Source organism: Streptomyces sp. NRRL F-5727, assembly GCF_000719555.1.
Classification (GTDB): domain Bacteria; phylum Actinomycetota; class Actinomycetes; order Streptomycetales; family Streptomycetaceae; genus Streptomyces.
The window spans coordinates 35,132-60,554 of sequence record NZ_JOGX01000019.1; the positions used below are offsets into that span (position 1 = coordinate 35,132).

Genomic DNA, 25,423 nt, shown 5'->3' on the forward strand with positions numbered 1-25,423 from the left:
AGCCACCTCCACTCCGACCCTATCGAATCCGAGTGAAGTCGCAGTTCAGAGCGCTGGTGTCATCCCCCGGGCGCCGGCGAGCCGCGACGCCTCCCGCGAGCCGAGGAGGCCGAGGACGGCGAGGGCCCGCTCGGGGTCGGCGGCGGAGCCGAGGACGCCGCCGCCGAAGACCGAGGTGATGGCCGTGTCGCCGGGCAGCGGGCCGAGGACCGTGACGCCCGGAAGGTCCATCAGTTCGCTGTGCTGCTGGAAGGCCAGGTCGGCGGCGCCGGTGGACAGGAGGCTGCCGGCCGGGACCCCGGGCGGGGCCTGGACGAGGCGGCCGGCGAGGGTGCCGGCCAGGCCGAGGCGGTCGAGCAGGTCGAGCAGGGCGGTGCCGCTGGGTCCGGTGGAGTAGGCGACGCCCCGCGCCGAGGTGAGGGCGGCCCGGAGGTCGCCGACGGTGTCGAGGGCGGGGGCCGGGGCGCCGGCCGGTACCGCGGCGACGACCTGGGAGATCCACAGCGGGCGGACGGATCCGGGGCGCACATGGCCCTCCCGCTCCAGGGCGGTCAGGGCTCCGGCGGCGAGGACGAGGAGGTCCGCCTCGGCGCCCTCGCGCACGCGGCGGGCGATCTCCACGCCGCCGGCGGACTCGAAGCGCACCGGCGTGCCATGGGCGAGCCGGAGGTGCTCGGACAGGTCGGCGAGTATCGGGCGGGTCGCCATCGAGGACAGCCCCACGAGTTCACGGTGCACGTCGACTCCTCGGTCGTGATGTCTGCGAAACGCCTGCGGGAGGCGGAAGGCGGAAGGGGGGAGCGGGAAAGTGGGAGACGGAAGGGAGAGGGAAGCGGTAGGCGGAGGGGGTGGTCGGCACGCTCGCCCGGTGGCTCGACACCCGTCTGCGAGACTGGCGACGTGAGCACGACCCGGAGCACGGCGGCAGGAAAGGTACTGGAGGTCCTGGCGGCCTTCGACCGCGAGCACCCCGCCCAGACACTATCCGAGATCGCCCAGCGGACCGGTCTGGCCCTGAGCACCACGCACCGGGTGGTGAGCGAACTGGCGGCCTGGGGGGCGCTGGAGCGGGGCGAGGACGGGTCGTGGCACGTGGGGCTGCGGCTGTGGGAGATCGCCGCGGGCTGCCCCCGGACGCAGATCCTGCGGGACGCCGCGCTGCCGTTCATGCAGGACCTGTACGAGGCGACCCACGAGAACGTGCAGCTGGCGGTGCGGGAGGGCACCGAACTCGTCTTCGTGGAGCGGATCGCCGGGCACCGCTCGGTGGAGCTCCTGACGGGGGTCGGGACCCGGTTCCCGGTGGGGTCCACCGGGATGGGGCGGGTGCTGCTGGCGCACGCGCCGCCGGACATCCAGGAGGAGGTCCTCGGCTCGCCGCAGCGGGCGTGGACCCCGCACACCGTCACCGATCCGAAGACGCTGCGGACGCAGCTGGACCGGATCCGGCGCGAGCAGGTCTTCGTCAGCGACCGGCAGTTGTCGGAGAGCACGGTGGCGGTGGCCGCGCCGGTGCGGATCGGGCGGACGGGGCCGGTGAGCGCGGCACTGGGGATCGTGATCACGGCGCGCGGCGCGAGCAGGGCGCGTGCGCTGCGCGAACCGCTGCTGCGGGCCGCGTACGGCATCTCCGACGAGCTCGGCAGGCGTACCCGGACGACGGACTGAGTTCGGGACCGGCTTCCGCCTGACGGAAACACCGCAGACCGGGGGCTGGGCAGGCTGGCAGCGTTCGGGCCGTTCCGAACTGTTCGGATCGCTCACAGCTGCTTGGGAGATGCCATGGCCGACGCCCCCGTCGACTCCGTCGTCTCGGTTCCGGTCGCGGTGGTCGGTGCGGGGCCGGCGGGCCTCATGCTGGCGCACCTGCTGGGCCGCGCCGGGGTCGGGACGGTCGCCCTCGACACCCGCACGCGTCACGAGATCGAGACGACCCAGCGGGCCGGCATCCTGGAGGCCGACGTCGCCCGCGACCTGGTCGAGACGGGGGTCTCGGACCGGATCCTGCGGGACGGGTACGAACACGAGGGCATCGAGGTGCGCTCGGCCGGGCGGCCGCACCGGATCGACTTCAAGAGGCTCGCCGGTGCCTCCACCTGGCTGTATCCGCAGACGGACGTCTTCGTGGACCTCGCGGACGCCCGCGAACGCGACGGCGGCACCGTCCACTTCGGGATCCGCGACACCGAGGTCCTCGACCTCACGACCGACGCCCCGCGGGTCCGCTACACGGCACCCGACGGGACCCGGCACGAGATCCGGGCGCGGTACGTGGTCGGCGCGGACGGCTCGCGGAGCATGTGCCGCGACCTGGTGCCGGAGGACCGGCGGGTGCGGTACGGCACGGAGTACCCCTTCGCGTGGTTCGGGATCCTCGCCGAGGCGCCGAGGAGCGCGCCCGAACTGGTCTACGCGCACTCCGCGCACGGCTTCGCCCTGATCAGCCAGCGCACCGAGGCGGTGCAGCGGATGTACTTCCAGTGCGCGCCGGACGAGTCCGTCGACGCCTGGTCCGACGACCGGATCTGGGAGACGCTGCAGGCGCGGGTGGCGGGCGAGGACGGCTTCCGGCTCACGGAGGGGCCGATCACCGAGAAGACGGTGCTGCGGTTCCGCTCCTTCGTGCAGGAGCCGATGCGCTGGGGCTCGCTGCTGCTCGCCGGCGACGCCGCGCACACGGTGCCGCCGACCGGTGCCCGCGGGCTCAACCTGGCGCTGCACGACGTGAAGGTGCTCGCCGACGTGCTGCTGAAGGCGCTCGGCGGGGCGGGCGAGGCCGCGCTGGAGGAGTACGAGCCGCGGGCCCTCCAGCGGATCTGGCGGGCGCAGAACTTCTCGTACTGGTTGACCCGGCTGCTCCACACCGCGCCCGGCGCCTCCGCCTTCGACCTGCGTCGTCAGCTCGGCGAGCTCGACAACGTGGTCGGGACGCGCACCGGACGCGCCTACCTGGCCGAGCAGTACACGGGCTGGCCCACCCGCGACCACGCCCACTGACCCGGGACGCCCACGGACCCGGATCCCCCGCACTGCCCCGGACGCCCACGAGGACGATTTCATGATCATCGATTGTCACGGTCACTTCACCACCGCCCCGCCGCAGCTGGCGGCGTGGCGCGACCGGCAGATCGCCGCCGCCGAGGGCCGCGGCCCCGCCCCCGACCCCGCAGACCTGGTCGTCTCCGACGACGACCTGCGCGCTGCGATCGAGTCCAACCAGCTGCGGCTGATGGACGAGCGCGGCAGCGACCTCACGGTCTTCTCGCCGCGGGCCAGCTTCATGGCCCACCACATCGGCGACTTCGCCGTCTCCTCGGCGTGGGCGCGGATCTGCAACGACCTGGTCCACCGGGTGAGCACCCTCTACCCCGGCCGGTTCGCCATGGGCGCCATGCTGCCGCAGTCGCCCGGCGTCGACCCGGCGACCTGCCTGCCCGAGCTGACCCGCGCCGTCGAGGAGCTGGGCGCGGTCACGGTGAACCTCAACCCCGACCCGTCGGGCGGGCGCTGGACCGCGCCGCCGCTGACCGACCGCAGCTGGTACCCGCTGTACGAGGCGATGGTCGCGTACGACATCCCGGCGATGATCCACGTCAGCACCTCGTGCAACCCGGCCTTCCACACGACCGGCGCGCACTACCTCAACGCCGACACGACGGCGTTCATGCAGCTCGTGCAGGGCGATCTGTTCGCCGACTTCCCGACGCTGCGGTTCGTGATCCCGCACGGCGGCGGCGCGGTGCCGTACCACTGGGGCCGCTTCCGCGGCCTGGCGATGGCCCTGGGCAGGCCGGATCCGGAGGCGCTGCTCGACAACGTCTTCTTCGACACCTGCGTCTACCACCAGCCCGGCGTCGACCTGCTCACGCGGGTGATCCCCAGCCGGTCCGTCCTCTTCGCCAGCGAGATGATCGGCGCGGTCCGCGACGTCGACCCGCGCACCGGCCACCACTTCGACGACACCAAGCGGTACGTGGACGCCACCCCGCACCTGTCGGACGAGGAGCGGGCCGCCGTCTACTCCGGCAACGCCCTGCGCGTCTACCCCCGTCTCGCCGCCCGCCTCGCCGCGGCCGGCCGCTGACCCCCGTCTCCAGGAGAACAGCACCCATGGAACACACCGAGATAGGCGTCGTCCACACGAAGGTCGACCGGGCCGACCCGGCGGCCGTCGCCGCGCTGTCGGCGTTCGGCGTCGCGACCGTCCACGAGGCCATGGGCCGGGTCGGGCTGATGCGCCCCTACCTGCGGCCCGTCTACCCGAAGGCGCGGATGTGCGGCACGGCCGTGACCGTGCTGCTCCAGCCCGGCGACAACTGGATGCTGCACGTCGCCGCCGAGCAGATCCAGGACGGGGACGTCGTCGTCGCGGCCTGCACGACGGAGAGCGAGGACGGCTTCTTCGGCGAGCTGCTCGCCACCTCCTTCCGCGCCCGCGGCTGCCGCGGCCTGGTCATCGACGGCGGCGTCCGGGACGTCGCCGACCTGGAGGGGATGGACTTCCCCGTCTTCTCCCGCGCCGTCAACGCCAAGGGCACGGTCAAGGCCACCCTCGGCTCGGTCAACGTGCCCGTGGTCTGCGGGAACGCCCTGGTGCGCCCCGGTGACGTGGTCCTCGCGGACGCCGACGGCGTCGTCGTGGTGCCGCGCGAGCGGGCCGCCGAGGTCGCCGCCGCGTCGGCGGCCCGCGAGGCGAACGAGGAGGGCAAGCGGGCGCAGTTCCGCGCGGGGAGGCTCGGCCTGGACCTGTACGGCATGCGCGGCCCGCTGGCCGAGCTCGGGCTGCGGTACGAGGACTGACGATGACCGGTTTCGAGAAGACCCCCGGCTGGCTGGACTGGTACGCCGGTCCGAGCCGCCCGGAGTTCCGGCTCCCGGAGGGCGCCGTCGACGCGCACTGCCACGTCTTCGGCCCGGGCGCCGTGTTCCCGTACGCCCCCGAGCGCAAGTACACGCCGTGCGACGCCTCCAAGGAGCAGCTCTTCGCGCTCCGCGACCACCTCGGTCTCGCCCGTAACGTCGTGGTGCAGGCGACCTGTCACGGCGCCGACAACCGCGCCATGGTCGACGCGCTGCGGGCCTCCGGCGGGCTGGCCCGGGGCGTGGCGACGCTGCGGCCGGACGTCACCGACGCCGAGGTGCGGGAGCTGCACGAGGCGGGCGTGCGCGGGGTGCGGTTCAACTTCGTCAGGCGGCTCGTCGACGCGGCGCCGCAGCGGGACCTGCTGGACATCGTGCAGAGGATCGCGCCGTACGGCTGGCACGTCGTCGTCTACTTCGAGGCCGCCGACCTCGCCGACCTGCGGGACTTCCTCCTGTCGATCCCGGTGCCGCTGGTCGTCGACCACATGGGTCGGCCGGACACCGCCAAGGACCCGGAAGGGCCCGACTTCGAGGCGTTCCTGGACTTCCTGCGGGCCCGCACCGACATCTGGTGCAAGGTGACGTGTCCGGAGCGGCTCTCGGTGAGCGGCCCGCCGGCCCTCGACGGGGAGCGGGCGGCCTACCGCGACGTGGTGCCGTTCGCCCGGCGGGTGGTCGAGGAGTTCCCCGACCGGGTGCTGTGGGGCACCGACTGGCCTCACCCCAACCTCACCGACCACATGCCCGACGACGGGCTGCTCGTCGACTTCGTCCCGCACATCGCGCCGACGCCCGAGCTGCGGCGCAGGCTCCTCGTGGACAACCCGACCCGCCTGTACTGGCCCGACACCGACTGACCTGCCCCGATTGGAGTGCCGGCATGGCGCTGGACAAGACCTACAAGCTGGTTCCGGGGACGACCATCTTCGACTCCGAGCAGTCGGCGAAGGGGTACCACCTCAACCAGTTCTGCATGTCGCTGATGACGGCGGAGAACCGGGCGGCGTACCTGGCCGACGAGCGCGCCTACCTGGACGCGTGGCCGCTGCGGGAGGAGCAGAAGCAGGCGCTCCTCGCTCGTGACCTCAACGCCGCCATGCGCGAGGGCGGCAACATCTACTTCCTCGCCAAGTGGGGTGCCACGCTGGGCTTCTCGTTCCAGCAGATGGCGGGATCGATGACCGGCATGACCGAGGAGGAGTACCGCGCCATGATGGTCGGCGGCGGCCGCTCCGTCGAGGGCAACCGCATCGACCACGCCGTCCTGGAGGCCGCGCACGCGCCGGCGGCGCCGGCCGAGCACGCCACGGTCACCGGCGCCGTCTTCACCTCGCACGTCCCGGCGATCGGCGCGGCGCTCGACCACGGCAAGACCGACGAGCCGTACTGGCGGCCGGTCTTCGAGGGGTACGCGTACTCCAGGGCGTGGCAGCGGGAGAACGTCCCCGACGTGGTCTTCCTGGTCTACAACGACCACGCCAGCGCCTTCGACCAGTCGCTGGTGCCGACCTTCGTCCTCGGCACCGGCGCCTCCTACCCCGTCGCCGACGAGGGGTACGGGCCCCGCCCCGTCCCCGCCGTCGAGGGCGACCCGGACCTGGCCGCGCACATCGCGCACGCGCTGATCCGGGAGGACTTCGACCTCACCCTCGCCCACGAGATGGCCGTCGACCACGGGCTGACGGTGCCGCTGTCGCTGATGTTCGGCGACGTCGAGCGGTGGCCGTGCAAGGTCATCCCGTTCCACGTCAACGTGGTGCAGTACCCGGTGCCCTCCGGCGCCCGCTGCTTCCGACTCGGCCAGGCCCTGCGCAGGGCCATCGAGTCGTACGAGCGGCCGCTGAACGTGCAGGTCTGGGGCACCGGCGGCATGAGCCACCAGCTCCAGGGCCCGCGGGCCGGTCTGATCAACCGGGAGTGGGACAACGCCTTCCTGGACCGGCTGGTCGAGGACCCGGCCGGGCTGGCCGAGGTGCCCCACCTGGAGTACGTCGAGGAGGCCGGCTCCGAGGGCATCGAGCTGGTCATGTGGCTGATCGCCCGCGGCGCGATGAGTGACGTGGACGGCGGCGGCGAGGTCGAGGTCAGGCACCGCTTCTACCACGTGCCCGCGTCCAACACCGCCGTCGGACACCTGATCCTGGAAAACCGCCCCCGGGCCGCAGCGCCCGCCGAGAAGGAGTGACATGACTGACGACCGGACCCTGCGGATCGCCCTGGCCGGCGGCGGCGCCTTCGGCGCCAAGCACGCGGCCGCGCTCCGCCGCATCGAGGGCGTCGAGGTCGCCGCCGTCGTGAGCAGCAGCCTCGAACGCGCCCGGAAGTTCGCCGCCGACCAGGGCGTGGGGCGTGCCGTCGCCTCCCTGGACGAGGTGCTCGCGATGGACGACGTCGACGCCGTCGTCCTCGCCACCCCCACCCAGCTGCACGCCGCGCAGACCCTGGCCTGCCTGGAGGCCGGCAAGCACGTGCAGGTCGAGATCCCGCTCGCCGACTCGCTCGGCGACGCCGAGGCGTGCCGGGCGGCGCAGGAGCGCACCGGGCTCGTCGCGATGGTGGGGCACACCCGCCGCTTCAACCCCAGCCACCAGTGGGTGCGGCGGCGGATCGACGCGGGCGAGTTCTCGATCCAGCAGATGGACGTGCAGACGTACTTCTTCCGCCGGCAGAACCTCAACGCGCTCGGGCAGCCCCGCTCCTGGACCGACCACCTGCTGTGGCACCACGCCGCGCACACCGTCGACCTGTTCGCCTACCAGACCGGGTCGCCGATCGTGCAGGCGAACGCGGTCCAGGGTCCGATCCACCCCGAGCTGGGCATCGCGATGGACATGTCGATCCAGCTGCGGGCGGCGAACGGCGCGATCTGCACGCTGTCGCTGTCGTTCAACAACGACGGTCCGCTGGGCACGTTCTTCCGCTACATCGGCGACACGGGCACGTACATCGCCCGCTACGACGACCTGTTCACCGGCAGGGACGAGCCGATCGACGTGAGCGGTGTCGACGTGTCGATGGACGGCATCGAGCTCCAGGACCGCGAGTTCGTCGCCGCGATCCGCGAGGGCCGCGAGCCGAACTCCTCGATCGCCCAGGTCCTGGCCTGCTACCGGACGCTGGCGGGCCTGGAGGAGCAGGTGAACGCAGTCGCGGGTCCGTGAGCGCGCCCGGGTCCCTCAGAAGACGCTCAAGTCGCTTGCCGGGGACGTCCGGTGAGGTGCAGGGTCGGTAGTGCCATCGACCCATGGCGTTACGGGGGATCATCACCATGAAGACCAGGAAGAGCGTGAGCCGCTGGACGGCGGCGGGCGCCGTGGCCGCCCTACTCGGCGGCACGGCCGCCTGCTCGTCCGACGGCGGCACCGAGGCCGCCGTGTCCCAGCGGCCCGCCGCGGCGGCGAGGGGCGCGGCGACCACGGCGTGCGCGTCCGGCACGTACGTGTGGTTCAACGTCGTTCAGCGGGACGTCCTCACCGGCGTCGCCGAGAAGCAGGTCCTGGGCAAGGGCGGCGGCGACCTGACGCGGCCGCTCACCCGGCTGCACACCCCACGGACCGGGGTGACGACGGAGACGGGCCCGAAGGTCGACGCGGCGGCCGCCCTGCGCTCGCTGGGCAGCCACATCGGGGGCGCGGGCGAGGACTCCGTGTTCTCCGAGACCGGCCGGCCCGCGCCGGACCTCGACGGGAACCCGACCCACGTCGACGGCCCGGGCGCGATCGTGGAGTACACGTACGTACGGGAGGTCGTCGGCGACTTCCGCCTCACCTGCCCCGGCGGCGAGCCGTCCACCGGTCGTGCCGTCGGCTGGTCCGTCGACGGCATGGGCATCCTCGACTGCGCCGAGCCGCCGCGGGCCCTCAAGGACGGCGAGGCGGCCCAGGCGGCGGCCCGCCTGTCCTGCGGAGCCGCGAAGGTCTGACCGGCCGGCCGCCGGGCTAGCCGTTCGGGCGGGGGCAGGCGAGCGGCCGGACGTGCCGCTTCGCGGCCCAGCCCGCCGTGTCGGCGCGCAGTCCCGAGCGGGAGCGCCGGTCGAGGCTCACCCGGTACCAGTCGCCGGACTCGCGGAGGACCGTGAGCTCGTCGCCGGCCCGGAGCAGGCCCAGGGACGGGCGGGAGGCGCCGGGTCCGGTGTGGAGCCGGGCCGTGCCGGTGGCCTCGTGGCCGCACGGCTGGAACCGCTCGGGGGCGGCGGGGGCGGGGGCGACCGCCGCCAGGAACACGGCGGTGAGTGCCACCCCGAGCATCGACGTCATGCGCATGCCGAAGCAACGGCCCGCCCCTGGGCGGGTGTTACGGGTGGGGCGCCACTGTCACCCGTCTGGCGGACACTCCCGGGCCGGCTGTCCGAGCAGGAGCCGGATCTGCCTGGCCGCCGCCGGGATCGGTCCGACGACCGGGACCGGGAGACGGTGGCGGAGGGCCTCGGCGGCTTCGCCGAGCGGGCCGCCTCCGATGATCACGGCTTCGGCGCCGTCCTCGCGTACGCAGAGGTCGACCGCCGACGCCAGACGGTCCGTCATATCGCCTGTCCTTGCCGCCAGTTCACGGGGATCGCCGGTGGTGAGGCGGATGCCGGTGTACTGGGGAGACCAGCCCAGGGCGGTGACGCGTGCGTCGATCGCGGCGGCCAGATCCGGCGTGGTGGTGGCGATGCCGAAGCGGCGGGCGCCCGCGCCGGCCTCCCGCATGGCGGCCTCGGCGAGGCCGACGACCGGGAGGGGGGTGCGGGCACGGAGCTCCTCGACGCCCGGGTCGCCGAAGGCGCCGACGACGAGCGCGGCCACGCGGGCGCCGTCCGGGCCGGCGAGGAGGCGGGCGGCCGCGTCGAGGACGTGGCCGGCCGAGGCGCGCAGGGCCTCCTCGTCGACGAGCATCGGCGGGCCCGCCGCGACGGTGACGCCGCGGACCTCGTAGCCGTGCTCCGCGCGCAGGGTGCGGCGGGCGATGGCCGCCATCATCGCCGTGGTGGCCCGGTCGGTGTTGGGGTTGACGAGCGCCACGAGGGTCACGCGTCGGCCCCCTTCCCGGAGGGTGACACCGCTCGCCCGGGGGCGCGGTCGCCGTCCTCAGCCACGGGTGCGGCCGGGGAGGCGCGCGCCGTCCAGGAAGGCGCGGTACGCGTCGGCGGCGGCCGGTTCGACCTGCGTCACCGCGGGGCCGTAACGGGTGTCGGTGCGGTCTCGCTTGGGGCCCGAGACCCAGAACTCCTCGCCGGAGTCGACGTCGTAGAAGTTGGCGTCGAACATCCCGCCCGCCCGGCGGAGGGTGCGGCCCTGGAAGTACGCGGTGCTCCAGGTCTTGGAGAAGTCGACCCAGCCGATCCAGGACGGCCCCCGGTCGGTGTCGTGACCGGTCTTGAGCTGGACGAACATGATGCGTCGGGACATGGGGTCAGGGTGCCGGACTCGTGGTGGCGCCGCGAGCGGTTTTCGCCGGGGCGCTCCGGGCGACGAGGGTGAGGGCGGCGGCCGCGGCGGCGAGGGCGGCGCACAGGAGCCAGACCGTGACGTACGCGGACTCGCCCGGGGTGGCGCCGGCGTGCGGGGCCGAGGCGGTGAGGACGGCCGCCATCACGCCGCCGGCCACCGCGCCGCCGAGCGTCTTGACGTTGTTGTAGAGGGCGGTGGTCACGCCCGTCCGGGAGGGGTCGCTGGCCTCCGCGATCACCGTGGGCATGGCGCCGAGGGCGACGCCCAGGCCGAGCCCGGCGAGGATCTTCGCGGCGACGAGCTGCCAGATCGCGGTGTGCAGGGCGGCGGTGGTCAGGAAGCTGGCCGCGACGAGCGCGAAGGAGACGGCGAGGGCGGGGACGTAGCCGGTCCGGCCGGCGATGCGGGCGGTGAGGGAGGAGGTGACGACGGCGGTCGCCGCCGCCGGGAGCGCGACGAGGGAGATCGACAGGGCGGAGAGCCCGAAGCCGTAGCCGGTGGCGGCGGGGTCGGCGGCGAGGAAGGTGGCGTCGGGCGCCTGGCCGCCGAAGTAGACGACGCCGAAGGCGAAGGCGCAGAGGAAGAAGGGGGCGACCCGGCGGTCGGCGAGGGCGCGGACGTCCACGAGGGGTTCCGCGGTGCGCAGTTCGACGCGGGTCCAGACGGCGCCGAGGACGGCGGCGAGGGCGGGCAGGCCGGGTCCGTCGTCCTTGGCGGCGGCGACGCCGGAGAGGAGCAGCAGCATCGTGGCGCTGAGGAGGACGGCGCCGGGCAGGTCGAGGCGGCCGCGGGCGAGGCGCCGGGTCTCGGGGATGGCGAGGAAGGAGACGGGGACGCAGGCGGCGGCGAGGGCGGCGGGGACGAGGAGGGTGAGGCGTATGTCGTCGGTGAGTTCGTGGACGGCGCCGGTGAGGACGCCGCCGAGGAGGGTGCCGAGGGCGAGGGCGCCGACCAGGCGGGCGATGGCCGAGCGGGCGAGGGCGAGCGGCAGCCGGTCGCGTACGAGGGCGATCTCCAGGGGCAGCAGGGCGGCGAGCGGGCCGGTGAGCACGCGGCCGGCGAGCAGCACCGGCAGGTTGGGGGCGAGGGCGACGAGGAGGGTGCCGAGGGCGACGGCGGCGAGCGCCCATCGCAGGACCTTGCGGTGGCCGTGGAGGTCGCCGAGACGGCCGAGGACGGGGACGCTCACGGCGGCGGCGAGGAGCTGGGCGGAGATCACCCAGGTGAGGTCGGCGTCGGGGACGGAGAGCTCGCGGCCGATCTCCGGCAGCAGGGGCGCGATGCCGCCCTGGAGGAAGCCGCTGGTCAGCTCGAAGAGGACGAGGAGTCCGACGGCGGCGCGGACGGATCCGGCCCCGGTCTCCCGGGAGGCGGCGTCGGGGGCGTCGGGGCGTTCGGTGGTGGTCATGCGGGCTCCTCGGCGGATTCCTGGAGGCGGCGGGCGGCGAGTTCGGCGAGCAGGACGGCGGCGTCGAGGACGGCGCGGTCGTCGAAGACGGCCTGGGGCGAGTGGTTCATGGGGGATGTGGCCGGGTCGCGGTCGGGCGGGCAGGCGCCGATGCCGAGGTACGCGCCGGGGACCTCGCGCAGGACGAGGGAGAAGTCCTCGGAGCCGGTGAGCGGGCGCGGTGCCTCGAAGGCGCGGTCGGCGCCGAGGAGTCCGCGGGCGGTGCGGAGTGCGAACGCGGCTTCGGCGGGGTCGTTCTCGGTGACCGGGTAGTTCTCCCGGTAGTCGAGGTCGGCGTCGACGCCGTGGGCGGCGGCGATGCCGTGGACGACGCGCTCGACGCCGGCGCGGACGGCGGCCTGGGTGGCGGTGGAGAAGGAGCGGACGGTCGCCTCCAGGACGGCCTGCTCCGGGATGACGTTGCCGGCGGAGCCGGCGTGCAGGGAGCCGACGGTCAGGACGGCCGGGTCGAAGACGTCGACGGTGCGGGTGACCATCGTCTGGAGGGCGGTGACCATCTCGCAGACGGCGGGCACGGGGTCCTTCGCGGCGTGCGGCGAGGAGCCGTGGCCGCCGGCGCCGCGGACGGTGACGGTGACCGCGTCGGAGGCGGCGAGCATCGGGCCGGGGCGGACGGCCGCGTAGCCGGTGGGCAGCAGGGTCGAGGTGACGTGGAGGGCGTAGGCGGCGACGACCCGGCGGCCCGCCGCGTCGAGGACGCCCTCCTCGATCATCAGTCCGGCGCCGCCCATGCCCTCCTCGCCGGGCTGGAACATGAACACCACGTCGCCGGGGAGTTCGTCGCGGCGGGCGGCGAGCAGCCGGGCGGCGCCGACCAGTCCGGCGGTGTGCAGGTCGTGGCCGCAGGCGTGCATCCGGCCGGGGGTGCCGGAGGCGTACGGGACGCCGGTGTCCTCCTGGACGGGGAGGGCGTCCATGTCGCCGCGGAGCAGGACGGCGGGCCCGGGGCGGCCGCCGCGCAGGACGGCGGTGACGGAGGTGAGCCGCTTGCCGAGGGTCAGCTCCAGGGGGAGGCCGGCGAGGGCGTCGAGGACCTTGCGCTGGGTGTGCGGCAGGTCGAGGCCGAGTTCGGGCTCGTGGTGGAGGTCGTGGCGCAGGGCGATGAGGGTGTCGGCGTGAGCCAGGGCGTCGCTGTGCGTGAACATGCCGGGTATAGTGCCGATCCGGCGGATGAACGGCGTCCGCTTGCAGGGATCCGCCGCTTGTGAGTGATCGTTTGCGCGAATGAGCCGTTTCGGGAGCAGGGTGGTCGGCGTGCTCGACGAACTGGACTATCTGCTGGTGACGGCCCTCCAGGTCGCTCCGCGCGCCGACTGGCAGACCGTCGGCGAGGCCCTGGGACTCGACGCCTCGACCGTGGCCCGCCGGTGGGCGCGGCTGACCCGGGCGGGGAACGCCTGGATCAGCGTCCATCCGGCGGTCCGGGCGCAGGCGCCGGCCGTGATCGCCTACATCGAGGTGGACTGCGCGGCCGGCCGGCTGCACGAGGTCGCGGCGGAGATCGCCGAGGATCCGCACGTGTTCAACCTGGAGCACGTCAGCGGCGGCCGGGACCTCCTGGTCACCGCCGTCTTCGCCGACCAGGCCGAACTGGCCCGGTACGTGGGCTTCCGGCTGGGCGCGCTGGACGGGGTGGCCGCGTCCCGGACCCAGGTGGCGACCACCCTGCACACGGAGGGGAGCCGCTGGCGGCTCGACCGGCTGACCGAGGAGCAGCGGCGCAGGCTCGCGGGCCCCGGCCGGCCGGCTGCGGCCCGGCCCGCGGGCGGGCGGCTCCTGGAGGAGCGCGATCTGGAGCTCGTACGGGTGCTGAGCGAGGATCCGCGGCAGTCGGCGGCGCGGCTGGCGGAGCGGACCGGGCTCAGCCCGACTACCGTGCGGCGGCGGCTGGACCGGCTGGAGGCCGAGCAGGCGCTGGTGTACCGCTGCGAGGTGGCGCGGGCGCTGTCCGGGTGGCCGGTGTCGGTGTCGCTGTGGGCGACGGTGCCGCAGAGCCGGGCGCCACGCCTCGCGGAGCGGATCAGCGCGTTGCGGGAGATCCGGATGTGCGCCTCGCTGTCGGGGCCGTACAACCTGCTGCTCGCGGCGTGGCTGCGGTCGGTCGACGACATCGCGCCGTTCGAGTCGCGGCTCACCGAGCGGTTCCCCGAACTGGTGGTCGCGGACCGGGCGCTGACGCTCTGGCCGATGAAGCTGGGCGGCCATCTCCTCGACCCCCGGGGCCGTCACCTGCGGGCGGTCCCGCTCGGCCGGTGGAGCGACGACCACTCGGAGGCGGCCGAGGCGGCCCTCCTGGACCGGCTCCGTACGCCGCGCCGGCCGGCGCCGGGGTCACCGGGCCGCGGCTGAGGCGGCGAGGGCTGCGACGATCTCCCGGAAGACGTCGACCTGCTCCGGGTGCTGCCGGGCGCCCCAGTACACGGCGCGAGCCCGGGCCTTCAGGGTCGGGACGGCACCGCGGGCGAGGAGGTGGCGGACCATCTCGGGGCGGGGCAGGCCGCAGGCCCATTCGAGCGGGGTCAGGCCCCGCTGCCGTTCCTCGAGGTCCGCGCCGTACTCCAGGAGCAGGTCCACGAGGGCGAGGGGGTCGCCGTGGGTGCCGGTGGCGGCGTGGACGAGGGGCAGCCAGCCGAAGCGGGTCTGGGGGCCGGTGGGGGCTCCGGCGGCGAGCAGCAGCCGGACCACGTCGGCGTGTCCCCATCCCACGGCCGCGGTGAGCGGGGTCTGGTCGCCGCCGTACTCGCCGATGGGCTGCCCGGGGTCCGCGCCGGCCCGCAGCAGCAGGTCGACGACCTCGGCGTGCCCCGCGCACGCGGCACGGTCGAGGGCGGTGCGCCGCTCGCCGTCCGGGGCGTCGGCCGCGACGCCCTCGACCAGCAGCCGTCCCACCTCCGCCGTGTCGCCGCTCGACGCCGCCCCGACCAGTCGCTCCGCCGGCCCGTTCCGCTCTCCCATGCGGATGATCATGCCCGAGGGGCGGCTCCCGGGACAGTGCCCGGTCGTGAGGTGCGGACGGACTTCTGTCGCCCGCGAGCTACCCGGCGGTAATGTGCGGGCCCGTCCACAGCTTTGGGGGAGAACGCATGGGTGCAGTCACGGCCTACGATCCGGCGGCCGAGCACGAGCGGACGCGTGTCGCGCTGGCGGCCGCGCTCGCACGGCTGGTGGAACTGGTGGGCGGGATCGACGACTTGGAGGCGCCGTCCGGGGTTCCGGTGTGGTCCGTCGGGGACGTCGGCGCGCACCTCGCGGCGGCATACCTGGCCTTCGGCGCCGCGGTCCCCGGCGGGCCGGCCGGGGAGGCCATCGACTGGGAGGCCGTACTGGCCGGGCAGGAGGGGACGTTCGGCGAGCGGATCGCCGCCGTGAACGCCCTGTCCGTCGGGCTGATCACCGGGGCGGAGCGGAAGCGGCTGGGCGCCGTCCTGGCCGAGCGCGGCGCGGCCTTCCTGCGCGGTTCGGCGGGGCTCGCGCCCGACACCCCGGTCCCCGCGCCCTGGTACGGGCCGGGCCGGACCGTACCGCTGGCGGCGGCCACGGGACTGATGCTCAACGAGACCCTGCTCCACGGCCTCGACATGGCACGGGGCGCGCGCCGGCCCTGGCCCCTCGGGCCCGAAGAGGCGTCGCTGGTGATCCGCCAGGCGATGGTCACGATGATGCCGCTCGCCCTCGACACCGAGAAGGCGCAGGGCGTGCGCCTCGCCTTCGACCTGGTCCTCAGGGGCGGCCCACGGCTCGCCGTCGTGATCGAGGACGGCGCCGCCACCGTGACCAGGGACGCGCCGCCGCGCCCGTACGACTGCCGGATCACGGCGGCGCCGACGGCGTTCCTGCTCGTCTCCTTCGGCCGCATGCCGATCTGGAAGGCGATCGCCCTGGGCCGCATGCGCGCCGGCGGCCGCAAGCCGTGGCTCGCGCCCCGCCTGAGCGAGCTGATCACGGCGCCCTGAACCACCGCCCGGGATCAGGCCCCGGTGAACGGCCAGGAGACGATGTCCTGGTAGCGGACCGGGGCCGGGCCGCGGGCGTCGTCGCTGCCGACGAGGTGGAGGCGGGCGGTCGGCCAGGCGCGGCCGTCGAAGCCGTCGAGGACGGCGGCGGCTTCCGGGACGCTGGTGAGGTCGCCGCGGCGGGCGCGGGCCAGGGTCAGGTGGGGGCGCAGCGGGCGGCCCTCGTAGGGGATGCCCGCCTCCTTCACCACGGTCCGGACGTCGTCGGCGAGGCGGTGCAGGCCGGGCAGGTCGCCGGTGATGCCGCTCCACAGGACCCGGGAGTCGAAGTGGCCGCCGCCCCGGAGGGCGAGTCCGAGGGGGCGGCGGGCGGCCGCCAGCTCCGCCAGGGGGGCGTGGAGGCCGGGGACGGCGGAGACGGGCAGTTCGCCGAGGAAGGCGAGGGTGATGTGCCAGTCCTCGATGCGGTTCCAGCGCATGCCGGGGTGGGCCGCGTAGGCGGGGGCCAGGGCGCGGGCGAGTTCGTCCTTGGCGTCGTCGGGCGGTGCCAGGGCGATGAAGACGCGGATGGTGGCGGGCTGGATCGAGTCGTTCACGATGTCTTCGTACCGTGCCGGGGACGCGGCCGTGCGGGCGGGGTCCCGGTAGGACGTGCCTACCGGGACCGGGTCACCAGTCGCCGTCCGCGATCGGGGCGCCGGGCGGGGCCGGCGGCGGGCCGAGCGGCGTGATCTGGTGCGGGGCCGGCGGGGTCCACGGGTCGAGGTCGTCGCCCAGCCACTCCCCCACGGGCTTGACGTCGGCCAGGGTGCCGGAGGGGTCGAGGTCGGTGCCGTCGGCGTCGAAGTAGTCGTACCAGGGCAGGCCCGCCCGCGTGTACGCGGCGCGGTCGACGGGGGACGGCGGGGGCGCCTCACCCGTGATGCGGCGCCACTCGGGCGGGGTCACCAGGTGGACGAAGACCCGCGCGTCGGCGGTGTCCGACCAGTCGCGGGACGGCCGGTCGTCCTGGTACACCTCCTGGCGCATGGTGCCGCCGGCGCCGATGCCCATCGCCGCGGCGGCCGGCGGCGGGCCCGCCGGGGCGGCCATCGGCATCGGCGGCGGGCCGCCGTAGCCGCCGAGCTGGAGGCCGCCGACGGTCTCCTCGCCGGTGACCTGGCCCTCGACGGTGGCGCCCATGCCGAGCGGGACGGCGACGAACTGGCGCACGGTGCCCTTGCCGGAGTTGATGCCGTCGAGCCACGGCTGGCGGGGCAGTACGACGTAGTTCTGCGGGCGGCGGGAGAGCTTTCCGGTCCACTTCCTGCCGGAGATCGCGCAGACCTTGCCGACGCCGACCTGGAGCGCCGTGGGTTCGGGGCTGCCGGCGAAGCTGAGCCACATCGCCTCGCGGAGATAGACCGGCATCATCACGCCGCCCTTGGCACGCCACGCGTCGGGCACGGTGTCGGGGTAGTCCTCGACCCGGCGGAGCGGGAAGGTGCCGAGCCCCGGGGGCAGCCGGTGGGTGCCGGTCTCGGGCAGCCGGAGCGTGCGCATGAATCGCACCCGCACCCCGTCGCCCAACAGCAGGGTGTCCCCCTCGATCCTCGCCTCGTTGCCGCCCACCACGTCTCCCCTCGCCTCGGCGTGTCCGTCCCCCCGTAACACGACCGAGCGGAGCGGCCGGTTCCCGCCGGCCGCCGCGAGGGGCCGACGGGTGTCGGCTACTCCTCGCGCTGGAACTCGACTTCGGCGCGCTCCTCGTCGAGCGCGGCCTGCGCGTGGGTGTAGAGGTCGTGGACGAACGCCCTGGCGTCCTCCGGCGAGATGCCGGTCCCGAGGGCGAGCAGTCGTTCGGTCCAGGCGGCGAGCGGGTCGCCCTGCTCTTCGGCCATGACGTCTCCTCCGGTCCTTCTCGGCCCGCCCTTCTCCCATCGTCCGCCGGGCCGGGGCCGCCCGCAATCGCCGGGTTCAGGCCCCGCCGCGCACCCGGGCGGCCGTGTCGCGGAGCCACCGGGCGCTGCGCTTGGGGACGCGCGCCTGGGTCGCGTAGTCGACGCGGACGAGGCCGAAGCGCTGGGCGTAGCCGTACGCCCACTCGAAGTTGTCGAGGAGCGACCAGGCGAGGTAGCCGCGGACGTCGGCGCCGGCCTCGCGGGCGCGGGCGACGGCGGCGAGGTGGGCGGAGAGGTAGGCGGTGCGGTCCCGGTCGTCGACGTACCCGTCGGCGTCCGGGACGTCGTCGTAGGCGGCGCCGTTCTCGGTGACGACCATGGGGGTGCCGGGGTAGTCGCGGGCGATGCGGACCAGCAGGTCGGTGAGGTCGTGGGGCATGACCTCCCAGCCGAGGCCGGTGACGGGCAGCCCGCCGTGCGGGAGGGCGCGGGTGACCGGGCGGCCCTGGGCGTCCGAGTCCGCGCCGCTCTCGTCCCGGCCCGAACTCCGCATCGAGCGGTAGTAGTTGACGCCGAGCGTGTCGATCGGGGTGGCGATGGCCGCGAGGTCGCCGTCGTGGACCGGGATCTCGACGCCGTGTGCGGCGAGGTCGGCGACGAGGTCGTCCGGGTAGCCGCCGCGCAGGATCGGGTCGAGGTAGAAGCGGAAGCCGAAGGCGTCGGCGCGGCGGGCGGCCTCGCGGTCGGCGGGGCTGTCGGTGGCCGGGGCGCTGGTGCCGAGGAGGTGGGTGACGGCGAGGTCGAGGGGGCGGCGGGCGGCGGCGCGCAGCGTGCGGGCGGCGAGGCCGTGGGCGAGGTGGAGGTGGTGCACGGCGGCGACGCCGTCGGCGAGGGACCGCCCGCCGGGCGCGTGGACGCCTTCGACGTGCCCGAGGACCGCCGAGCAGAACGGCTCGTTGAGCGTGGTCCAGTGGGTGACGCGGTCGCCGAGCCGGTCGTGGACGAGGGCGGCGTAGTCGGCGAAGCGGTGGGCGGTGTCCCGCGCGGGCCAGCCGCCGGCGTCCTGGAGCTCCTGGGGCAGGTCCCAGTGGTAGAGGGTGAGCCACGGGGTGATGTTCCGGCCGAGGAGTTCGTCGACGAGCCGGTCGTAGAAGGCGAGCCCCTTCGGGTGGGCGGGCCCGCGGCCGCCGGGCTGGACGCGCGGCCAGGAGACGGAGAAGCGGTACGTGTCGAGGCCGAGGTCCGCCATCAGCGCGACGTCCTCGGGCATCCGGTGGTAGTGGTCGCAGGCGGTGTCCCCGGTGTCGCCGTTGTCGACGGCTCCGGGCACGCGGCAGAAGGTGTCCCAGATGGAGGCGGTCCTGCCGTCCTCGGCCGCCGCGCCCTCGATCTGGTAGGCGGAGGTGGCGGCGCCGATGCGGAAGCTCGGCGGGAGGCGGGCGATCAGGGCGTCGTCGGCGGGGAAACGGGCGTCGGCGGACATGGCCGGGTGGTCTCCGGTGGCAGCGGTACGGGGGCGGCCCGGGTGCCGCGACGGGCGTCCGGGCCGCCCCGTACGGAGGGGGACGGGTCAGGGCAGGACGTGGTCGGCGTTCAGCACCGCGCCGCGCTCGGGGCGGTACAGGTCGAAGCCCCGGGTGTCGCACTGGAGGCCGCCGTTGATGCAGTGGTCGACGAGGGCCTTGAGGGTGCGCTCCTCCCACGCGTTGAAGAAGTCGTAGTGGAAGGAGTAGCCGCGGCCGCTGGCCAGGCGGACCCGGCTCATGTCGCCGTTGACCGGCCACGCCATCTTGAACTCGATCATCGGCAGGGCGACCGGGTGGGAGGCCGGGCACATGTTGTCGTTGGTGCCGGGCTTGACGACCGGGTACGCCATGTGGCTCTGGTGGTCGGGGGTGTCGAGGTGCAGCCCGTTCCAGCAACTGGGTGCCTGCATGCGGATGTTGAGCTGGACGTCGGGCCGGCTCGGACAGCTCGCCGGGAAGTCGGTGTTGAAGAAGCTGTCACCGCACTCCCAGCCCTCGACGAAGCCCTTGTGGCTGCGGAACTCCTGCTCGGTCTGCGTCGGTCTGCCGACGACGAAGCGCAGTCCCCTGGGGAAGGGCCGCACGCTCCGGTAGTCGGTCACGCCCGCCTTGTAGTAGATGACCTGCGGGCCCACCGGAAGGATCTTCTGGTCCCCGTCGTAGAGCGAGGGCATCCAGTAGGCGGAGGCGTCCGCGGGCGCCTTGCAGGTGGTGCGGCCTCCGTAGAGCGTGCCGGTGGTGCTGGAGGCGTCGGTGGAGGTGTTGCCCATGAACGTGTGGTCGTGGGACTTGCCGTACTGGCCGGGGTAGACGATCGGGTCGTCCGGCGCGGTGTGGGAGACGGCGCAGCCGGCCTGGAACTCGTGGTGGTAGGCCGGCGGCGGGGTGGCCGTGGACGGGGTGACGCCGGTGACCGGCGGGTTCGCGGGGATGTACCCGTCCCCGTCGGGGTCGTCGCCGGACGCCTGGGTGGAGGCGGCCATCTGGTGCCCGGTGTGGTGGACGGCCGCGGCGGCGGCGGGCGGGACGCCGTCGTCCGGGTCGGTGGCCTGCGCCACCGTTCCGACGCCGAGGACGCCGGCGATGAGGGCCGTACCGACGAGAAGTACCGAGAGCCGCTGGGGACTCGATCTCATGGGGATCTCCTCAGTGGGATGGGGGGTCGTGCGGGCCGGTCAGCCGAAGACGCCGAACTCGTGGAGGGAGTAGCCCCAGCCGGTGCCGCGGGCGGTCATGTGCACGCGCACGTGGCGGGCGGTGGCCCCGGCCTGGACGGTGTCGACGTCTCCGTCACCGGCGGTCTGGGTGTGGATCGTCCGCCAGTTCTGACCGTCGTCCGAGACCTGGACCTCGTAGGCGCGGGCGTAGGCCGGGTCCCAGACGAGCTGGAGGCGGGAGAAGGTCCGGACGGAGCCGAGGTCGACCTGGATCCACTGGGGGTCGGACCAGTCGCTGGCCCAGCGGGTGGCGGGGTTGCCGTCGGTGGCGTGGGCCGCCGGGCAGGGGCAGTCGCCGTAGGACGCCTGGAAGGAGGAGGCGCTGGTGCGTCGGCCCTGGGCGAGGTCGGTCCCGGTGACCGGCGGGGCGACGACCTTGACGGACCTGGTCTCGATGCCCGCGTTGCCGCGGCCGTCCTCGGCCTGGACGTACACCTTCCAGACGCCGAGCTTCGCGGGGGCGGTGACGGTGAGGGAGCCGTCGGCGTTGCGGCGGTACGGGGTCTCGATCAGCCGCTTGTCGCCGTTGGCGTAGGTGCCGCTGAGGTAGACCTTCGTGGTGACGGGGTCGCCGTCGGGGTCGCGGACGTCGGCGCGGACGGTGAACTCGCCGCCGGCCGGGGCGGATCCGGACGGGGTGACGGTCATGTTCGTGATGACGGGCGGGGTGTTGTCGCCGGCGGTGCTCCCCGTGTACGCCTTCTTCACGGCGTAGTACGAGAGCCGCTTGAGGCCGTCGGGCAGCAGGTTGAACCAGACGCCGCCGAAGTCGTGCTCGGTGCCGTAGTGGAAGACGGTGGCGCCCAGTGCGACGCCCCGGTGGCCCGTCACGCAGTTCCAGGCGCGGGTGTAGCCCTCGGCCTTCTGGACGTCGGTGGGCTCCTCGGCGACGCCGTTGGCGTCCTTGGGAGTCTCCCACTCGCCCGCGGGGCCGGTCTCGGTGATGAGGTACGGCTTGGTGTAGCCGCCCTGCTCCCAGCCCTCGCGCACTCCGCACAGGTCGCCGTAGGCGTTCATCGCGTACAGGTCGAGGTCGGGGGCGTTGCGCTTGTAGTAGGGCCAGGCGCCGGTCCAGGCGTCGGTGGAGGTCACCGGGTGGTCCGGGTCGATGGAGTGGATCTTCCTGGCGACGTCGTTGACGAAGGTCGTGTAGGCGTTGCGCTGGGCTTCGAGCGCGGTGCCGGAGTAGCAGTTCTGGAGGCCGAGGACGGATTCGTTGCCGACGTTCCACATGAGGGTGGCGGGGTGGGACCTGTACTCCTGGACCCACTTCGCGAACTCGTCGAGCATGTTCGTCTTGTACGTGGTGTCGTTGACGTAGTCGGCGCAGCCGCCGGAGCCGGGGCCGCCGCCGGGCTGGAGCCAGAAGCCGTTCATGACGCGGATGCCCTGGGCGGCCGCCGCGTCCAGGAGCGGCTTGGTCGAGCCGTCGGTGCCCCAGGTGCGGATGGTGTTGGCGCCCAGCGCCCTCACGTCGGGCAGGTACCGGCCGGCGTCGGCGACGGAGGGGCCCCAGGTGACGCCCTTGACGGTGTACGGCTGGCCGCCGACGGTGAGCTGCCAGTTCCCCTGGCTTCCGGTGACGCGGACGGCGCCGCCGGGCTGGGGCGGGGCGCCGCCCTCCTCGCCGTACACCTTGAACTCCCAGAGGGAGAGGCCGTATCCGCCGGAGCGGGTGACGCCCTGGAGGCGGACGTGTCGGCCGGTGCCGGAGACGGCGATCTCGTCGGTGCCGCCGTCGGCACCGGTCACGGACCGCACGGTCCGCCAGGTGGTGCCGTCGTCGGAGAGCTGGATGTCGTACGCGGTGGCGTGGGCGGGCTCCCAGTCCAGCACGATCCGGCTGACGCCGGCGGTGCGGCCCAGGTCGACCTGGAGCCACTGGCCGTCGGTCCACTGGCTGGCCCAGCGGGTGCCGGGGTCGCCGTCGACGGCGGCGGAGGCGGGGAAGGCGGGGCCCTCGGTGGAGGAGGCGGTGGCCGGCCTGCCCTGGGAGAGCAGGGTCTCGGCGGCGGAGGCGGGGGCGGCCGCGAGGGCGGTGAGGGAGGTGGCGAGCAGGGCGCCGAGGGAGACGAGGGAGGCGGCGGTACGGGTGCGCCGGAAGGGCGCCCGGACGGTGCGCGGAGGCATGGCGGCTCCAGGAGGGGAGGGGGTTCCGGGCGGTACGCGGACGGGGCCGGGGCGCGGCGGGGAGGCGCCGCGCCCCGGCCGGGGCGTCACGGGAAGTGGACGACGGTGGAGGGGATGGTGGAGGTGCCCTGGGTGGGGGCGCCGACGTCGTTGATGACGTGGTCGAAGTGGCCGTTGCCGCCGAGCGAGACGGTCAGCAGGCTGTGGAACCTCACGCCGGGCTTGACCGGGGCCTTGAAGCCGTGGTCCTGCCGGATGGTGGGGTCGACGTTGTAGTAGCAGTAGCTGCCGAGGCCCCAGCCCTCGTGGGTGTTCACCGAGTCGTCGACGCGGTAGGCGGCGTACCCCTTGGTGGTGCCGTTCTGGATGGCGGCCTGGTTCGGGGCGTCGTACGCCTTCTCGTTCTGGAAGAAGATGGTGCGGCCGCGCTCGCCGTACCACTCGACGTCGTACTTGTTGAAGTGCTCGACGAAGAGGCCCGTGGCGAGGACGTCGTCGCCGTTGACGCGGACGCCGTAGTCGGCGCGGTTGGTCTCCCAGCCGACGCCCTCGCCGTGGTCGGCGCGCCAGACCCAGGTGTGGTCGACGATGACGTCGTCGCTGTTGACGACCATGCTGGTGGTGGCCTTGCCGGGGCCGGCGCCGCCGATGCGGAGGTAGACGTCCTGGACGGTCGTCGGGTCGGCGGAGTGGTCGGCGCCGGAGCCCTGCGGGCCGAGCTCCAGGAGGACCGGGGAGTTGACCGGTCCGGCGTCGACGAGGAAGCCGGCGAGGCGGACGCCGTCGACGTCGGCGACCTTCATCGCGGCGACGCCGTTGTCCGGGATGATCGTGGCGAGGCCGAGGCCGAGCACGATGGTGCCGGCGCGGTCGATCTCGATGGGCCGGTCGACGTGGTAGACGCCGGGCGTGATGAGCAGGTGCAGGCCCTGGCGGACGGCCTGGTTCATGGTCTCGGCGGTGGTGCCGGGCTTGACGACGTAGAACCGGCTGAGCGGGATCGTCTCGCCCTGCGGGGTGCCGTTGGCCCAGGTGGTGCCGCGGGCGTTGGTGCGCTTGGCCGGGGAGAAGACCTTGTACTGGTTGTCCTGCCAGATCAGGTAGGGCTTCTCGCGGGAGATCGGGGTGGTGTCGAGGGTGGTGTACCTCGGCTCGGGGAAGGCGGTGGCGGGCGCGCCCTCGGTGCCGGAGAAGACCTGGTTCCAGACGCTGTTGGACCAGCCGCCGATCGAGCTGTCGCGGGTGTACCACTGCTGCTGCGAGTAGTTGCCGACCTGGCCGTCGATCTTGGAGTCGGCGATGTAGCCGCCGGAGGCCCAGCCGTAGCCGTTCGGGGCGAGGTTGAGGCCGCCCTTGACGTGCATCCGGCGGAAGGAGGACGCCTGGGAGACGGCCCAGCGGTCGGTGCCGTTCACCGGGTTGAGGGCGAGTCCTTCGGCGCCGCGCCAGAAGTTCTGGGTGGCGTTGCCGTCGAACCAGCCGGCGTCGACCGTGACGTCGCCGTTGACGGTGGTGTCGTCGGGGCGGACGCCGAGGCCGGCGATCTGGGTGTAGAAGCCCAGCTGGGCGTTGAGGCCGTTGTACGTGCCGGGCTTCAGGAGGAAGGCGTGGCGGCCGGCGCCGAACTGGGCCGACTCCTGCTCCTTGAAGACGGCGTCCAGTTTGGCCTGGAGGCCGGGCGTGGACGGGTCGAAGACGTGCACGTTCGGGCCGAGGTCGCCGCCGCCGGGCAGCTGCGGGCCGGTGGAGTCGGTGGAGCCGTACACCTGGAACTCCCAGAGGGAGTAGCCGTATCCGGTGCCCCGGGTGAGGCCGTTCAGGCGGACGTAGCGGCCGGAGCCGGAGAGGGCGACCTCGTCGGTGCCGCCGTCGCCCGCGGTGACGGCGGTGACGGTGCGCCAGGTGGTGCCGTCGTCGGACGCCTGGATCTCGTAGCTCTTGCCGTAGGCGGCTTCCCAGCTGAGGACGGCCCTGCTGAGCTGCCGGCCGGCGCCGAGGTCGACCTGGAGCCACTGGGGGTCGGCCCACTGGCTTGACCAGCGGGTGCCGAAGTCGCCGTCGACGGCGGCGGAGGCGGGGAAGACGGCGCCTTCGAGGGTGGAGGCGGTGGCCGGCCTGCCCTGGGAGAGCAGGGTCTCGGCGGCCTGGGCCGAGGTGGTGGGGACGACCGCGAGCAGGGTGCCGGCCAGGGCGGCGACGAGGCCGCCGGCGGTGGGGCGGCGGAGTGCCGAGGCGGGGCGGCGGCGTGCGGGTGGGGACCCGGCGGAGGACATGGGGATCTCCTCGGTGCGAGGGGTGGGCGGACACGGGGGGAGCGCTCGCCGAAACCTTGCATGCGCCGCGAGTTGACGGTCAAGGCATGTGACACGACTTTTCTTTTGACTTGCATTAAGCATCGATCGAGCTGTCGGCCGGCTCTCACGCTTCGCGGAAGTCGGCGATGTGGTCGGCGGCCCAGGCCGTGAAGGGGCGGGCGGGGTGACCGGTGAGCTCCTCGACCGCGGTCGTGAGGGCGGCGGGCCTGCCGTCGTGGGCCTCCCACCAGTCGAGCAGGGCGTCGGCGTAGGGGCCGGGCACGTACGCGGCCGTCTCCCGCTTCCAGGCGTCACGGGTGACGTGGTCGACCGCGATCGGGCGGCCGAGGACGGCGGCGAGCTGGTCGACCTGCTGGGCGAAGGTCAGGGACCGGGGTCCGGTGAGGGTGAACAGCCCGCCGCGGTGGCGGGGTTCGAGGAGGACGGCGCGGGCCGCCTCGGCGACGTCGTGCTCGTGGACGGGGTCGTTGTGTGCACCGGGATACGGCAGACTGACGGGCCGCCCGGCCTTGACGGCCCACGCCCAGGCGCCGGCGTTGGAGGCGAAGGCGCCGGGCCGCAGGATCGTGGTCCTCTTCTCCCCCGGCGACCGCGACTCCTGGGCGCTGGACGTCCTGATCAACGGCATCCTCCACACGC

Annotated in this window: 25 protein-coding genes; 10 read left to right on the forward strand and 15 right to left on the reverse strand. The window is 74.0% G+C overall.

The annotated features are described in order from the left end of the window. Positions 1-45: 45 nt before the first annotated feature. A complete protein-coding gene (locus IF73_RS0115760; RefSeq protein WP_078868079.1) occupies positions 46-738 on the reverse strand; it encodes a substrate-binding domain-containing protein in 693 nt (230 codons plus the stop codon). A gap of 162 nt (positions 739-900) precedes the next feature. Here IF73_RS0115760 and IF73_RS0115765 point away from each other — a divergent pair, with 162 nt between their 5' ends. The 8 genes from IF73_RS0115765 to IF73_RS40995 all read left to right on the forward strand — a co-directional run bounded on the left by IF73_RS0115765 (position 901) and on the right by IF73_RS40995 (position 8,785). Beyond that, positions 901-1,668, forward strand: a complete 768-nt coding sequence (locus IF73_RS0115765) for an IclR family transcriptional regulator (RefSeq protein WP_031008093.1) — start codon at positions 901-903, stop codon at positions 1,666-1,668. Positions 1,669-1,782: 114 nt separating this feature from the next. Further along, positions 1,783-2,997 (forward strand): 4-hydroxybenzoate 3-monooxygenase, encoded by a 1,215-nt coding sequence (locus IF73_RS0115770; RefSeq protein ID WP_037879327.1) that lies wholly within the window; start codon positions 1,783-1,785, stop codon positions 2,995-2,997. A 61-nt stretch (positions 2,998-3,058) separates the two neighbouring features. Then, positions 3,059-4,084 (forward strand): amidohydrolase family protein, encoded by a 1,026-nt coding sequence (locus IF73_RS0115775; protein WP_031008097.1) that lies wholly within the window; start codon positions 3,059-3,061, stop codon positions 4,082-4,084. A gap of 26 nt (positions 4,085-4,110) precedes the next feature. Next, the gene (gene ligK / locus IF73_RS0115780) at positions 4,111-4,800 is read left to right on the forward strand and encodes a 4-carboxy-4-hydroxy-2-oxoadipate aldolase/oxaloacetate decarboxylase (protein WP_031008099.1); all 690 of its coding nucleotides are present in this window, start codon (positions 4,111-4,113) and stop codon (positions 4,798-4,800) included. A 2-nt stretch (positions 4,801-4,802) separates the two neighbouring features. Next, the gene (locus IF73_RS0115785) at positions 4,803-5,720 is read left to right on the forward strand and encodes an amidohydrolase family protein (RefSeq protein ID WP_031008102.1); all 918 of its coding nucleotides are present in this window, start codon (positions 4,803-4,805) and stop codon (positions 5,718-5,720) included. A 23-nt stretch (positions 5,721-5,743) separates the two neighbouring features. Further along, entirely contained in the window at positions 5,744-7,048 is a 1,305-nt protein-coding gene (gene ligA, locus IF73_RS0115790; RefSeq protein WP_037879329.1) for a protocatechuate 4,5-dioxygenase subunit alpha, read from the forward strand. A gap of 1 nt (position 7,049) precedes the next feature. Next, on the forward strand, positions 7,050-8,024 hold the full coding sequence (locus IF73_RS0115795) for a Gfo/Idh/MocA family oxidoreductase (protein WP_031008107.1): 975 nt from the start codon (positions 7,050-7,052) through the stop codon (positions 8,022-8,024). A gap of 107 nt (positions 8,025-8,131) precedes the next feature. After that, complete coding sequence (locus IF73_RS40995; protein WP_037879332.1) at positions 8,132-8,785, forward strand: hypothetical protein; 654 nt, start codon at positions 8,132-8,134, stop codon at positions 8,783-8,785. Positions 8,786-8,801: 16 nt separating this feature from the next. Here IF73_RS40995 and IF73_RS0115805 read toward each other — a convergent pair whose 3' ends face one another. The 5 genes from IF73_RS0115805 to IF73_RS0115825 are packed head-to-tail and all read right to left on the reverse strand — an operon-like array spanning position 8,802 to position 12,908. Beyond that, on the reverse strand, positions 8,802-9,119 hold the full coding sequence (locus tag IF73_RS0115805) for an SH3 domain-containing protein (protein WP_158822012.1): 318 nt from the start codon (positions 9,117-9,119) through the stop codon (positions 8,802-8,804). A 57-nt stretch (positions 9,120-9,176) separates the two neighbouring features. Then, entirely contained in the window at positions 9,177-9,875 is a 699-nt protein-coding gene (locus IF73_RS0115810) for an aspartate/glutamate racemase family protein (RefSeq protein WP_031008113.1), read from the reverse strand. A gap of 57 nt (positions 9,876-9,932) precedes the next feature. Further along, positions 9,933-10,253, reverse strand: coding sequence for a hypothetical protein (locus IF73_RS0115815; protein ID WP_031008114.1), 321 nt, complete (start codon positions 10,251-10,253; stop codon positions 9,933-9,935). Positions 10,254-10,257: 4 nt separating this feature from the next. Then, entirely contained in the window at positions 10,258-11,703 is a 1,446-nt protein-coding gene (locus IF73_RS0115820; RefSeq protein WP_051716826.1) for an MFS transporter, read from the reverse strand. Then, positions 11,700-12,908: a M20 metallopeptidase family protein gene (locus tag IF73_RS0115825; protein ID WP_031008118.1), complete on the reverse strand. Its 1,209-nt coding sequence runs from the start codon at positions 12,906-12,908 to the stop codon at positions 11,700-11,702. The genes IF73_RS0115820 and IF73_RS0115825 overlap by 4 nt, the downstream gene beginning before the upstream one ends. A gap of 109 nt (positions 12,909-13,017) precedes the next feature. On the opposite strand from IF73_RS0115825, the gene IF73_RS0115830 reads away from it, so the two are divergent. Then, the gene (locus IF73_RS0115830) at positions 13,018-14,112 is read left to right on the forward strand and encodes an Lrp/AsnC family transcriptional regulator (protein ID WP_051716851.1); all 1,095 of its coding nucleotides are present in this window, start codon (positions 13,018-13,020) and stop codon (positions 14,110-14,112) included. Here the strand turns inward: IF73_RS0115830 and IF73_RS0115835 are convergent. Further along, positions 14,095-14,718, reverse strand: coding sequence for an ankyrin repeat domain-containing protein (locus tag IF73_RS0115835; protein WP_031008123.1), 624 nt, complete (start codon positions 14,716-14,718; stop codon positions 14,095-14,097). The two genes, IF73_RS0115830 and IF73_RS0115835, sit on opposite strands and share 18 nt — an antisense overlap. Before the next feature lie 128 nt (positions 14,719-14,846). Here IF73_RS0115835 and IF73_RS0115840 point away from each other — a divergent pair, with 128 nt between their 5' ends. Beyond that, positions 14,847-15,716, forward strand: coding sequence for a maleylpyruvate isomerase N-terminal domain-containing protein (locus tag IF73_RS0115840; protein WP_031008125.1), 870 nt, complete (start codon positions 14,847-14,849; stop codon positions 15,714-15,716). Positions 15,717-15,730: 14 nt separating this feature from the next. Here the strand turns inward: IF73_RS0115840 and thpR are convergent, their stop codons facing one another. The 8 genes from thpR to IF73_RS0115880 all read right to left on the reverse strand — a co-directional run bounded on the left by thpR (position 15,731) and on the right by IF73_RS0115880 (position 25,406). Next, positions 15,731-16,312 (reverse strand): RNA 2',3'-cyclic phosphodiesterase, encoded by a 582-nt coding sequence (thpR, locus tag IF73_RS0115845; protein ID WP_031008127.1) that lies wholly within the window; start codon positions 16,310-16,312, stop codon positions 15,731-15,733. A 73-nt stretch (positions 16,313-16,385) separates the two neighbouring features. Then, on the reverse strand, positions 16,386-17,327 hold the full coding sequence (locus tag IF73_RS0115850) for a hypothetical protein (RefSeq protein ID WP_031008128.1): 942 nt from the start codon (positions 17,325-17,327) through the stop codon (positions 16,386-16,388). Between the two features lie 98 nt (positions 17,328-17,425). Then, a complete protein-coding gene (locus IF73_RS41000) occupies positions 17,426-17,596 on the reverse strand; it encodes a hypothetical protein (protein ID WP_158822014.1) in 171 nt (56 codons plus the stop codon). 76 nt (positions 17,597-17,672) lie between these two features. After that, positions 17,673-19,079, reverse strand: a complete 1,407-nt coding sequence (locus IF73_RS0115860; RefSeq protein ID WP_031008129.1) for a GH1 family beta-glucosidase — start codon at positions 19,077-19,079, stop codon at positions 17,673-17,675. Between the two features lie 87 nt (positions 19,080-19,166). Beyond that, the gene (locus tag IF73_RS0115865) at positions 19,167-20,258 is read right to left on the reverse strand and encodes a DUF1996 domain-containing protein (RefSeq protein ID WP_031008131.1); all 1,092 of its coding nucleotides are present in this window, start codon (positions 20,256-20,258) and stop codon (positions 19,167-19,169) included. A 39-nt stretch (positions 20,259-20,297) separates the two neighbouring features. Then, a complete protein-coding gene (locus IF73_RS0115870; protein WP_031008132.1) occupies positions 20,298-22,469 on the reverse strand; it encodes a discoidin domain-containing protein in 2,172 nt (723 codons plus the stop codon). Positions 22,470-22,555: 86 nt separating this feature from the next. Then, a complete protein-coding gene (locus IF73_RS0115875; protein WP_031008133.1) occupies positions 22,556-24,742 on the reverse strand; it encodes a discoidin domain-containing protein in 2,187 nt (728 codons plus the stop codon). Positions 24,743-24,887: 145 nt separating this feature from the next. Further along, positions 24,888-25,406, reverse strand: a complete 519-nt coding sequence (locus IF73_RS0115880) for a hypothetical protein (RefSeq protein WP_199806658.1) — start codon at positions 25,404-25,406, stop codon at positions 24,888-24,890. Between the last annotated feature and the right edge of the window lie 17 nt (positions 25,407-25,423).

Excerpts from the sequence above, each read along its gene's own strand:
- IF73_RS0115875 (WP_031008133.1), bottom strand. The coding sequence starts at position 24,742 with ATGTCCTCCGCCGGGTCCCCACCCGCACGCCGCCGCCCCGCCTCGGCA.
- IF73_RS40995 (WP_037879332.1), top strand. The coding sequence starts at position 8,132 with ATGAAGACCAGGAAGAGCGTGAGCCGCTGGACGGCGGCGGGCGCCGTG.
- IF73_RS0115785 (WP_031008102.1), top strand. The coding sequence starts at position 4,803 with ATGACCGGTTTCGAGAAGACCCCCGGCTGGCTGGACTGGTACGCCGGT.
- IF73_RS0115795 (WP_031008107.1), top strand. The coding sequence starts at position 7,050 with ATGACTGACGACCGGACCCTGCGGATCGCCCTGGCCGGCGGCGGCGCC.
- IF73_RS0115840 (WP_031008125.1), top strand. The coding sequence starts at position 14,847 with ATGGGTGCAGTCACGGCCTACGATCCGGCGGCCGAGCACGAGCGGACG.
- IF73_RS0115835 (WP_031008123.1), bottom strand. The coding sequence starts at position 14,718 with ATGGGAGAGCGGAACGGGCCGGCGGAGCGACTGGTCGGGGCGGCGTCG.
- IF73_RS0115815 (WP_031008114.1), bottom strand. The coding sequence starts at position 10,253 with ATGTCCCGACGCATCATGTTCGTCCAGCTCAAGACCGGTCACGACACC.
- IF73_RS0115825 (WP_031008118.1), bottom strand. The coding sequence starts at position 12,908 with ATGTTCACGCACAGCGACGCCCTGGCTCACGCCGACACCCTCATCGCC.
- IF73_RS0115865 (WP_031008131.1), bottom strand. The coding sequence starts at position 20,258 with ATGAGATCGAGTCCCCAGCGGCTCTCGGTACTTCTCGTCGGTACGGCC.
- ligK (WP_031008099.1), top strand. The coding sequence starts at position 4,111 with ATGGAACACACCGAGATAGGCGTCGTCCACACGAAGGTCGACCGGGCC.
- IF73_RS0115860 (WP_031008129.1), bottom strand. The coding sequence starts at position 19,079 with ATGTCCGCCGACGCCCGTTTCCCCGCCGACGACGCCCTGATCGCCCGC.
- IF73_RS0115870 (WP_031008132.1), bottom strand. The coding sequence starts at position 22,469 with ATGCCTCCGCGCACCGTCCGGGCGCCCTTCCGGCGCACCCGTACCGCC.
- IF73_RS41000 (WP_158822014.1), bottom strand. The coding sequence starts at position 17,596 with ATGGCCGAAGAGCAGGGCGACCCGCTCGCCGCCTGGACCGAACGACTG.
- IF73_RS0115775 (WP_031008097.1), top strand. The coding sequence starts at position 3,059 with ATGATCATCGATTGTCACGGTCACTTCACCACCGCCCCGCCGCAGCTG.
- IF73_RS0115805 (WP_158822012.1), bottom strand. The coding sequence starts at position 9,119 with ATGACGTCGATGCTCGGGGTGGCACTCACCGCCGTGTTCCTGGCGGCG.
- IF73_RS0115820 (WP_051716826.1), bottom strand. The coding sequence starts at position 11,703 with ATGACCACCACCGAACGCCCCGACGCCCCCGACGCCGCCTCCCGGGAG.
- ligA (WP_037879329.1), top strand. The coding sequence starts at position 5,744 with ATGGCGCTGGACAAGACCTACAAGCTGGTTCCGGGGACGACCATCTTC.
- IF73_RS0115770 (WP_037879327.1), top strand. The coding sequence starts at position 1,783 with ATGGCCGACGCCCCCGTCGACTCCGTCGTCTCGGTTCCGGTCGCGGTG.